9 protein-coding genes are annotated in these 10,852 nt (G+C 70.1%); 8 read left to right on the top strand and 1 reads right to left on the bottom strand.

What is annotated here, in order from left to right; translation table 11 throughout:
* The coding region (locus AC08ON_RS09335; protein WP_476616791.1) for a hypothetical protein at window positions 1-237 on the bottom strand (237 nt) is incomplete at its 3' end.
* A 282-nt stretch (window positions 238-519) separates the two neighbouring features.
* Between AC08ON_RS09335 and murJ the strand changes: the two genes are divergently transcribed.
* From murJ to AC08ON_RS09295, 8 genes are all read left to right on the top strand, one after another.
* Window positions 520-2,268 (top strand): murein biosynthesis integral membrane protein MurJ, encoded by a 1,749-nt coding sequence (gene murJ, locus AC08ON_RS09330; protein WP_476607264.1) that lies wholly within the window; start codon window positions 520-522, stop codon window positions 2,266-2,268.
* A 403-nt stretch (window positions 2,269-2,671) separates the two neighbouring features.
* The gene (locus AC08ON_RS09325) at window positions 2,672-4,714 is read left to right on the top strand and encodes a protein kinase family protein (RefSeq protein WP_476607263.1); all 2,043 of its coding nucleotides are present in this window, start codon (window positions 2,672-2,674) and stop codon (window positions 4,712-4,714) included.
* A gap of 100 nt (window positions 4,715-4,814) precedes the next feature.
* Window positions 4,815-5,015: a hypothetical protein gene (locus AC08ON_RS09320; protein WP_476607262.1), complete on the top strand. Its 201-nt coding sequence runs from the start codon at window positions 4,815-4,817 to the stop codon at window positions 5,013-5,015.
* 863 nt (window positions 5,016-5,878) lie between these two features.
* On the top strand, window positions 5,879-6,466 hold the full coding sequence (locus AC08ON_RS09315; protein WP_476607261.1) for a hypothetical protein: 588 nt from the start codon (window positions 5,879-5,881) through the stop codon (window positions 6,464-6,466).
* A 219-nt stretch (window positions 6,467-6,685) separates the two neighbouring features.
* Window positions 6,686-7,732, top strand: a complete 1,047-nt coding sequence (gene trxB, locus AC08ON_RS09310; protein WP_023839960.1) for a thioredoxin-disulfide reductase — start codon at window positions 6,686-6,688, stop codon at window positions 7,730-7,732.
* Between the two features lie 178 nt (window positions 7,733-7,910).
* Window positions 7,911-8,237 (top strand): thioredoxin, encoded by a 327-nt coding sequence (gene trxA / locus AC08ON_RS09305; protein WP_476607260.1) that lies wholly within the window; start codon window positions 7,911-7,913, stop codon window positions 8,235-8,237.
* Between the two features lie 363 nt (window positions 8,238-8,600).
* Window positions 8,601-9,863: an N-acetylmuramoyl-L-alanine amidase gene (locus AC08ON_RS09300; RefSeq protein ID WP_476607259.1), complete on the top strand. Its 1,263-nt coding sequence runs from the start codon at window positions 8,601-8,603 to the stop codon at window positions 9,861-9,863.
* A gap of 177 nt (window positions 9,864-10,040) precedes the next feature.
* Window positions 10,041-10,679 (top strand): GNAT family N-acetyltransferase, encoded by a 639-nt coding sequence (locus tag AC08ON_RS09295; RefSeq protein WP_476607258.1) that lies wholly within the window; start codon window positions 10,041-10,043, stop codon window positions 10,677-10,679.
* The last annotated feature ends 173 nt before the right edge of the window (window positions 10,680-10,852 follow it).

The following is a 10,852-nucleotide window of genomic DNA, read 5'->3' as shown; positions in this document are numbered from 1 at the left end:
TTCGACGCGCCACGCCATGAAGACCGGCGGCAGGGCGACCCGCGGTACGACGGCGCGCCCTACGACGGCGGCCCGCGCCACCCGGACCCGCGCTATGACGATCCCGCGAGCTCCCGCGACAAGCGGTATCCGCGATCCGCAGACCGCCGCCCCGCTCCCGGCGCTCCGCGCATGACCGCCGGCGAGCAGACCCGGAAGCTTCCCGCCACATCGGGCCCACCACCGCCGCCTCCCCATGTGCCGCCTCCGTCGGAAGGAGGTCCCCCGCCGGGGCCACGCGTACCGGAACGATCGCAACGCGGCACCCCGCCGCTGGACGACGGGCGGACGAGCCGGCTGCCGACCCCGCCCGGGGTCGGCCCTGTCATCCCCATCGGACGATCCTCATGGCGGGACGCCCCAGACCGCCCAGACCGCCCAGAGCCTGCGGCGCGTCCGGAGCGACGCACCCGAGCAGACCGTTCCCGTCGTGACGGCGACGAGCGCCGTCGGCCGTCCTTGAGCGAGTCCAGGCCGACGGTGGCACTTCCTCGCAGCAACGTCCGCCGCATCCCCCCCGAACCGGCCCGACGAGACACCGGCACGGCGCCGCGCGACAGCGCAACCATGCAGGCCGGCAGGCCGGCCGAGGCCGGGCCCGGCCTCGGCCGGGCCAGTGGAACCATGGCGATCGGCACGATCGTCTCCCGGGCATCCGGGTTCCTGCGGACCGTCGCGATCGCCACGGCGATCGGGACCGGTGCGGTGAGCCAGGCCTACAACGTCGCCAACACCACGCCGAACATCCTCTACGACCTGCTCCTCGGCGGCGTCCTCACGAGCGTCGTGGTGCCGGTCATGGTCCGCACCGCGAAGGAGGATCCCGACGGGGGGGACGCGTTCGCGTCGTCGCTGCTCACACTCATGATCCTCGGCCTCGGGGCCGTCGTGGCAGTGGGCATGCTGATCGCCCCGTGGATCATCAGTCTCTACCTGCACGCCGGCTCCGACGAGCGGGCGCTCGCCGCCACGATGCTGCGGTGGTTCCTGCCGCAGATCGTCTTCTACGGGGTAGGCGCGACGATCGGGGCGATCCTCAACGTCAGACAGTCGTTCACCGCGCCCATGTTCGCCCCGATCCTGAACAATCTGCTGGTCATCGTCACCTGTCTGGGCTTCACCTATTTCATCGCGGGGCCGCGCCCGCCGGGTGTGGACGGGCCGAAGGCCATCACCGGCACCCAGGTGACGGTGCTCTGCGCCGGGACGACGCTGGGCGTCGTCGTCATGACCCTCGCGCTGCTCCCCTCGCTGCGCAAGGTCGGTTTCCACTACCGGCCGCGGTTGGACATGCGGCATCCCGAACTGCGCTCGACGGCCCGGCTGGCGGGGTGGACGCTGCTGTTCGTCGTGATCAGCCAGGCCGGCTATCTGGTGATCGTCAACCTGTCGACGGCGACGACCGCCTATACGATCTACACGTACGGATACCAGATCTTCCAGCTCCCGTACGCCATCATCGGCGTCTCGGTCATCACCGCGCTGTTGCCGAGGATGAGCGGGCACGCCGCCCAGGGGCGCAGCGACCTGGTGCGGGCCGACATCTCGATGGCGACCCGGATCACGATCACCGCGATCGTGCCCGCAGCCCTGTTCATCCTCGCCCTGGGTCGGCCGATCGCCGTCGCCGTGTTCCATCACGGCGCGACCGGCTACGGCGACGCTGTGGACATCGGCGACACCCTCAGCGCCTTCGCCCTGGCCCTCGTGCCGTTCTCCCTGTTCCAGGTGCAGCTACGGGTGTTCTACGCCTACCAGGACAGTCGCACCCCGGCACTGGTCAACATCGGGGTCGTGGCGGTGAACGTCATCGGTGCCCTGGTCCTCACCGTGGTCGTGCCCGAGGAGCACCGGGCCGTCGCGCTGGCGCTCTCCTTCGCCACCGCCTACCTGATGGGCCTCGCTGCGACGAGCGCCCTGTTGCACCGGCGGCTCGGGGGAATCGATGGCAATCGCACCGTGCGGGTCATCACCCGGGTCGCGATCTCGGCCGGGATCGGCGCCGTCCTCGCGTCGCTGCTCGCCCGAGGTGTCCGCGCGGTCGTGGGTGAGGGGTGGCTTGGTTCCGGGATCGCGGTGGTGCTCGCCGCGGCCGTGGGAGGCGGGCTCTTCCTCGCGGTCGGCACCCGGACGGGGATACACGAGATCAACGCCCTGCTGGCGGAGGTGAACGGACGACTCGGCGGCCGGCTGCCCCGACCGCCGGGACGGTCATCGCAACGCGACTGACCGGCGGTGATGGCACCTACGGGCCAGCCGAGACGATCCCGCCGGCACCAGGAAGATCCTTGTCGTCGTTGCTCTCGGGGCATCCTCGCACGTCACCGGAAGAACCGGCTCGCCGATCGTCACAGTCGGTACACATGGGCGGGTTGTCCCAAGACATTCGCGAGATCCTCCTGACCTCCTCGTACACTGGACACGCTGTGCGCGGGCCCCACCCAACGTCGCCGGTGAACCAGGCGCAGCCTCCCGCTCGTCGCTTCGTTCATCGAGGCGGCTGGTCAGAGCGACGGAGGGTACCCGGGTGTCCGCCTACGGTGGCGGCACACTGGGCGGAACCCCTGCCCGGGTGAGGTAGGGAAGCCGACGGCGGATTGTGGACGCCGGGCCCGTGGACGACGGAGGCGCTGTGGTCGACGGAAGCAACCGACCGCAGGCCGGGGACGTCGATAACGACGTGAACCCGAACGCGCCCGGAGTCCGGGGTGCGACGCCGCCCTCCGGCACCGCCATCCTCGCCGAGTCCGTGCTCGACCGCCGCTACCGTCTGCTCTCCGCATTGACGACCCGTGGGCCTGTCACCCTCTGGCGAGGCGACGACAAGGTGCTCGCCCGACCGGTGGCGGTGCGCATCGTCGAGCACGGCCCCGCGTCCGCGGGCGGCGGCGGGCCGGCCACGGATCCGGAGCAGGAGCAGGCGGCCCGTCGGCTTCTCACCGCGGCGATCAACTCCGGTCGGCTGGTGCATCCCGGGGCCGCCTCGACCTACGATGCCACCACTACCACGGCCGAGTCCCGACGCATCTCCTACGTCGTCTCGGAATGGGTGGACGGCAAAACGCTGCGTCAGCTTTCCACCGACGGGCCGCTACGCCCGGAGCAGGCCGGCGCCGTGGTGCTCGCCGCGGCCCGAGTCATCGCCGCGGCACACGAGCGCGGCATCCATCACGGTGACCTGAACCCCGGTGACGTCATCGTCTCCAGCCACGGCACCGTCAAGGTCATCGACCTGGAGATCGGCGGGGTGCTCGCGGAACTCGACGGTTCCCTCCCCGCGACGGAGCTCGACGGGCACGGCAGGCAGCCCGACCAGAGTGGGATCGGCGGGGACGACGGTTCCGGCCCAGGCACGGCCGACCGCGCGGGCGGCGGCTCCGACGCCACGGCGGTGAATCCCGACCTGATCGCCGCAGCCGACGTCCGGGCGCTCGGTGGCCTGCTGTATGCCGGGCTCACCGGTTACTGGCCCCTTGGCGGGGACCGCGGTCTGCCCACCGCACCCACCTCGGGCGGCCGGCTGCGGACTCCCCGACAGGTCGCCTCGTCAGTTCCGCGTGATCTCGACGCCATCACCATGGCCACCCTCGGCGACGATCGGGTCGGAGCGCCCATCACCACGGCGGCCGACCTGGTTGAGGAGCTGGAGTCGATCAACCCGGTGGACGCCGTGCTCGACACCGGGTTGATGAGCCTCAGCGACGCCCCGCCCAGCACCGAGGCGATGGATGTGGACGCCTTCGCCTCCTCGGACTACCTCGCGCCGGGTAATTCCCCGGCGCAGGGCCGCTATGCCGACACGGCCGGCTACCCCGCCCACGCCCGGTACGCCCGGTACGACACCCAGGTGGCAGGCCCCCGCGGGTCGCGCGCTGGCGGGACCGGCTACGGCCGCGGCGGATACGACGACCGCAGTGGATACGACGACCGCGGCGGATACGACGACCGCAGTGGATACGACGACCGCAGCGGATACGACGACCGCGGCTATCCCGCCGGGGGTGGCGGTTACCCGGCGGGATCCGACCGCTACCCGCCTGGTTCCGGTCCGAAGCGCCGCGGCGGGCCGTCGCTGGGACGGGCCGTGCCGTGGATCGCCCTGGTGGTGGTCGTCGCGATCGCGGTGGTCGCCGTGATCGCCCTGCGTGACGACGGCGGAAAGAACAACACCCCCAAACCCGGCACCTCGACCACGGTGCCGGCAACCCCCACCGGAACCATCCTCAAGCCGAGCAGCACGGACTCCTTCGACCCGCTCGCACCTGCGGGTGAACCCAAAACCGAGAAACCGGCGGATGTCGGCAAGGCATTCGACGGGAACACGTCGACGGAGTGGACGACGAGCAACTACACCAGCGCGACGTTCGGCAACCTCAAGCCGGGTGTCGGACTGCGCATGGCGTTTCCGCAGAAGATCCTGCCCACCTCGGTCACCGTGACGGTCGGCAGCCTGGGTCCGGTGTCGTTCGAGCTGCGCAGCGGCGACAGGCTGCCGGATTCACTCGACGGCTTCGACCGCGTGGTCGCCCAGAAGTCAGGCGCCAGCGGCACGGTGGTCCTGCCGATGTCGTCGGACGTGAACCCCTCGCAGTACTGGGTGCTGTGGCTGACCTCGCTGCCGTCGAACGCCGGGCAGTACCGCGGGTCGATCGCGGAGATCACGTTCCGGTCCTGACGGGAGGACGGTGAGAGTCCCGGTCCACCCGCCGAGGTCCTGGTGACCGCCCCGACGCCGAGCTGGACCGCGCCGCCGTACCGCCCGCCCGACGCTGCCCATGACGACTACCCCGAAAGGCCATATTCGTGATCCGGCCGATCCCGGCGAGTGCGTCGCCGAGCATGACCCGCCCCTGGGCGTCGAGGACGCGCTGGACTGGCTGACGCCCGGGTTGCGGACCGCCGTGGTGCTGGTGGACGTGGCAGGGGACCCGTCGCCGAGACGGCGGGACTGCTGGGAGTTCCGGTCGGGACGGTGAAAAGCCGGCGCTCGCACGGCCGCGCGCAGCTCGCCGTCCTGCTGGATCCCCCTGGCCAGGGAACCCGGCGGCTTCGCCCGCCGTCTCAGAAGGAAGACACCAGGATGCGGCGGGCTCACCGGGGCGGCAGCCCGTTACCCGAGGTCGGCCAGTCGGCCGCGGCCGACGCCATCCGGATCTGCCGAAGGAGGTGATCAGCAATGGCGACTGAGCCTGCGGGGGACCGACGTCAACCGGCGGCTCCCTCCGGTCCCTTCCCGGCGGGTCGCCGCTTCCGCACGCACGGGCATCACCCGGACGCCGAGCTGCTGGACGCCTTCACGGACGGAGAGCCGCTCCCCCGCTCCGTCCGCGAGCATATCGAGGGCTGCGTCTCATGCCAGGAGTCGATGGTCGCTCTGCGCAGGGTCCGTACGGACCTCTCCCGCCTGGCGACCCTGACGATGCCCGGCGAGGTGGCCGAACGCCTCCAGGCTACGCTGGCGGCCCACGCACCTGCTCCCTCTCGGCCGGGACCGGGCCGGAACCCAGCCACGCCGACCGGTCCGGGGCCCGCGAGCTCCGGCTTCGTCGGCACCGCGGGAGCCGCCGGGGTCACCGGCACGGAACCCCTCATGGGGGATACCGCGGCCGTCCACACCGATACGGGGGATGACACGGGGCGTGCCGGTGCCGTAGGCACCGGTGGGCGGGCGGCGAGTGGCAACGGGCCAAGGCGACCCGGCCGAGGTCAGGCGGGGGCTGGGCTCGCAGACCGCCAGCCGGCCTGGCACCGGGATCCGCGGAACCGTCCGGATGCGCCGGGTACTCCAGGTAGGCCGGGTACTCCAGGTACGCCAGGTGCGCGCCCCCGACGGGACTGGGTGTCCCTCGTGGCGGTCTGCATCGCCTTCATCACCTTCGGGGCGGCGATCTTCGTGTACCACGGTCTGCGGAGCGCCAACGTCGATCACAGGGTGGCGGTGTCCAACCCCGTGGACAGCTCCGGCCCGACCGGCGGCTCGGTGGTGGCCGAATACGGCTCCGCCAGCTCCGTTCCCCTTACCGTGATGGCGCTCTCGCAGACGAGCGTCGCTCCCTCGGACGTCGTGCGGCACGGCCGGGAACTGCTGGCCGGCCGGATCCCGGGGTCCGCGGCGCTGCCGCTCGTGCCGTCCGCGCCCGCGGCGGCCGGCCGCACGACGACCCCTGCGACGGTGGACGTCGACCGGTTGCGCTCGGTGCTGGACACCCCTGACCTGCGTCCGTGCTACCAGAGCCTGACGGCGCAGACGGGTGGCACAATCCTCGCTGTCGACCGCGTCGTCTACAACGACCAGCCGGCGCTGTTGATCGTGCTCTCCGTGCCCATGCAACCGGCGGTGGCCAGGGTGCTGGTCGTCGACGCCCACTGCGGCGTCACCACCGTCTCCACCGCGCCGTGGTACAGCGTGTCCACGCTGCGGCATTGAGGTGGGGGTTGGACGCATCGCGGGGGCCGGGAGCCCGGCCGTGGCGCGCACCGGTGGCGGGCGCGGATGGAATCAGATGCCCGCGGAGACGGTTGTCGCTGTCGGACACCATCTCCATGGACGGACCGATAAACGAGGAACTCGGATGAAGCCGGGGCGACAGGTACCGGCGAGGGCCCACCCGGCTCACAGGGATCCCGTAGCGTGAAAGGAGCGGGTGTGACAGCCCAGGAGGACGGCCAGGATGTCACCGGCCGCAGCAGCCAGCCCGACGGCGATGACGACATACGCGATGTCGTCATCGTCGGTTCGGGCCCGGCAGGGTACACGGCCGCTGTCTACACCGCCCGGGCCAACCTACGGCCACTCGTGTTCGAGGGCGCGGTATCGGCCGGCGGAGCGCTCATGAACACCACCGAGGTGGAGAACTTTCCTGGGTTTCCGGACGGCATCCAGGGTCCGGAGCTGATGGAGAACCTGCGACGGCAGGCGGAGCGGTTCGGAGCCGAGCTGGTGGCCGACGACGTCACCGAGCTCGACCTCGCGGCGAACCCAAAGGTCGTCAAGATCGAGGACAGGACCTACCTCGCCCGCACGGTCATCGTCGCCACCGGTTCGGCCTACCGCATGCTCGGCGTCGAGCACGAGGAGCGGTTGCTCGGCCGCGGGGTCTCCGCCTGTGCGACCTGCGACGGCTTCTTCTTCCGGGATCAGGACATCGCGGTGGTTGGCGGGGGCGACTCGGCGATGGAGGAGGCGACCTTCCTGACCCGCTTCGCCCGCTCGGTGACGGTGATCCACCGACGGGACAAACTCCGGGCCAGTGCGATCATGCAGGAGCGGGCCTTCGCCAACGAGAAGATCCGGTTCCGGTGGAACGCCGAGGTCACCGAGCTCCTGGGCGCGGACAAGCTCACCGGCGTCCGGCTGCGCGACACCGTCACCGGCGAGGCGAAGGATCTTCCGGTCACCGGGCTGTTCGTCGCTATCGGTCACCTTCCGCGTACCGAACTCGTCCGTGGTCAGCTCGACCTCGACGACGCCGGCTACATCTCGGTCGCGCACCCGACCACGAAGACGAACCTGGACGGGGTCTTCGCCTGTGGCGACGTGGTCGACCACACCTACCGCCAGGCCATCACCGCGGCCGGCACGGGCTGCGCCGCCGCGCTCGACGCGGAGCGCTTCATCGCCGCCGGGGAGGGTCCGGGCGAGGTGACCACCGTGGCTCCCCGGGTCGTGACCCCGACGCCGCAACCCGCCTGATCCGGGCATCTGTCCGGGCATCTGTCCGGGCATCTGTCCGGGCAGCCGATCAGGCGGCGCCGGAGCAGGCCTGCCCGACCCGGCTATCCGAAAGCCATTCGGGCACCGTCCGCGGGCCACCACCGGCCTGTTGATCGCCTACCCGTCCACCAAAAGATCATCCATCAGGGAGAACAACATGGCAGGTTCCATCACCCCCGTGACCGACAGCACCTTCGTGACCGAGGTGCTGGAGAGCGACAAACCGGTCCTGGTGGACTTCTGGGCCGAGTGGTGCGGCCCTTGCAAGATGGTCGCACCCGTCTTGGAGGAGATCGCTAAAGAGCATGGCGAGAAGCTCCGGGTCGTCAAGCTGAACATCGACGAGAACCCGGAGACCGCCCGGAACTACCAGATCATGTCGATCCCGACCATGGCTGTGTTCGTCAAGGGTGTGATCGACAAGATCATCGTCGGCGCGAAGCCGAAGGCCGCCCTGCTGCGTGACCTCTCGGCCTACATCTGATCTCGTCACGCGGTCGTTCCACCGTCGGCCCGCCGGGTGTGATCCCGGCGGGCCGACATCGTTCCCGGACCGGTCCGCGCCGGTTCGCCCACGACAACCGGATACCACGTGCGGACCGGGAACTTTCTCCCGCCGTCACGAGCATCGGGGGAGTATCACGGCGGCCCGGTCACGCATGGTCAATACTGGAGGATCCGGTTCGCGGCCGGTCGAGACCGCACGGGCATGCCCTAGGCTTGAGATTCAGCAATCGGCCGTCGGCGCATCATTCGTCGACGCGGTGGCCCCGACCATCGGGTTTCGCCAGGGGCACCGGGTTTCGCCAGGGGCACGTTGGGCAGGCGAGCTGAAAGGTATGCATCGGTGAAGCTGCTGCGTCTGGGAGACCAAGGTTCCGCCGTCGCCGAGGTTCGGGCAGCCCTGACCTATCTTGGTTTTCTTCCCGTGACGCCCCGGCAGAGCCGGGATCCGGCCGGCCCAGGTAAGGGTGACCCAGGTAAGAGCGCCCCGGATAGAGGTGTTACCTCCGCCGCGGACCCGTCCCAGGACACGCGGGTCCCGGCTGTCGACGGTACTCTCGGCGGTGTTCCGGCCGAGCCTGCCGATCGGTTCGACCGAGATCTCGACAACGCGCTGCGCGCCTTTCAGCAGAGCCGGGGGCTGTCCGCCGACGGGATACTCGGTCCGGACACGGCGCGTGCCTTGGAGGAGGCACGCCACAAGCTCGGCGACCGTCTGCTCTACCACAGCCCCGCGTACCCTTTTGTCGGCGATGACGTGGCGGCGCTCCAGGAACGCCTGTTCAACATGGGTTTCGACGTCGGCCGCACGGATGGGATCTTCGGGCCACGCACCGAGTCCGCGGTCCGCGACTTCCAGCGCAACCGGGGTCTCGATCCGGACGGCCAATGCGGGCCACACACCCTGCGCGAGCTCAAACGCCTGCAGCGCACGGTCACTGGTGGCCGGCCTGACATGCTGCGGGAGTCCGTCCGGCTGTTGGCCCACGGCTCCTCGCTGCTCGGGGTCGTCGTCGCCATCGATCCCGGCCACGGTGGCGACGATCCGGGCATCGTCCGCGGCAACCTGTGCGAACGGGATCTCATGGCCGACCTCGCCGCTCGGATGTCCACGCGGCTACTCGACTCGGGCCTGCGGGCGCACCTCATCCACGGCCTGGACGAGTCCCCCAGCGAGGAGGAGCGGGCCTCGCGGGCGAACGAACTCGAAGCGGATCTCCTGATCTCGCTGCACGCCGACAGCAGTCCATCCCCGCGCGCCCAGGGGGTGTCGGCCTACTACTACGGCAACGCGCGCGGGTCGTCCGCCGTGGGTGAGCGCTTCGCCCAGCTCGTCCACCGCGAGATCGTCTCCCGGACCGACATGCTGGACTGCCGCACCCATCCGAAGGTCTGGAGCCTGCTTCGGCGGACCCGGATGCCGGCCGTACGGCTCGACCTCGGATATCTGACAAACGAACATGACGCCAAGGCCCTTGGCTCCACCGCGTTCCGGGCAACCGTCGCCGAGGCGGTGCTCGCCGCGGCCCAACGACTCTTTCTCCCACCCGAGCAGGACGCGCCGACGGGCCAGCTTCACGTCCCCCGCCTCGCCGGCCGCACCTGACCGGCCACCGAGGCATTCCACCGACAAGGCTGACGTTTCACGTGAAACGAGGCCGGTGCGTCGATGGGGAAGATTCATGCTCGGCAGCCTAGGCTGATTCCGTGACAGCCTCCGCATCCGTCGACGTTGACCTCGGCTGCCGGAGGCCCGGTAGTCGACCCATGGAGCGCCTTTTCGATGAGCCGTCGCATCGCGAACATCACCCTGGACAACATCGACGATCTCCCGCTACCCTGCCGCCGCTGCGTCTTCTGGGAGCTCGATCCGGTGGCCCGGAGCCGCGCGGAGGAGGCTGGCGGCACCGACCTCGAGAAGGAGGCGTGGGTTTCCCTGGCCCTCCTGGAATGGGGAAGTTGCGGAAAGATCGCCTATATCGACAACGTCCCGGCCGGATTCGTGATGTTCGCTCCGCCGGCCTACGTGCCTCGATCGGTGGCCTTTCCCACCAGCCCGGTCTCACCGGACGCGGTGCTGCTCATGACAGCGTCGATCGTCGATGAGTTCACCGGACAGGGGCTGGGGCGGATCCTGGTCCAGTCCGTCGCCAAGGACGTCATCCGCCGCGGCTTCAAGGCGGTGGAAGCGTTCGGTGACCTCCAGAACTCGGGCACCCGCTGCATCCTGCCCGCCGACTATCTCCTCGCGGTCGGTTTCAAGACGGTCCGGCCCCATCATCGATGGCCGCGGCTGCGGCTTGAGGTGAAGAACGCGGTGAGCTGGCGAGAGGACGTCGAGGTCGCCCTGGAACGTCTGCTGGGATCGATGACGCCGGAGGGCATGCTGCGCAAGGTCAGCCAGGCCGGCAATCTGGCCTGAGCACCACGATCTGGCCTGAGCACGGCGATGGCCCGGAACTCGGCGGGCAATCGGCAGACATGCGCGCGGCCACCCGGGGGAGTCCGGCACAGCCCCGGGACCGCGCGATCCGCGTCCGGCTCAAGAAGCCCAGAGAACCCCGAGCGAACCCCGGGCCGGACGCCTAGCGGGAG

It is taken from the genome of Frankia sp. CoWAU3 (assembly GCF_977971855.1).
The sequence above is the reverse complement of the archived record's forward strand: the minus strand, read 5'-3'. Positions and strand labels throughout refer to the sequence as shown.

Coding starts and splice junctions, on each gene's coding strand:
- AC08ON_RS09295 (WP_476607258.1), top strand. CDS start 10,041: ATGAGCCGTCGCATCGCGAACATCACCCTGGACAACATCGACGATCTC.
- AC08ON_RS09320 (WP_476607262.1), top strand. CDS start 4,815: ATGACGACTACCCCGAAAGGCCATATTCGTGATCCGGCCGATCCCGGC.
- trxA (WP_476607260.1), top strand. CDS start 7,911: ATGGCAGGTTCCATCACCCCCGTGACCGACAGCACCTTCGTGACCGAG.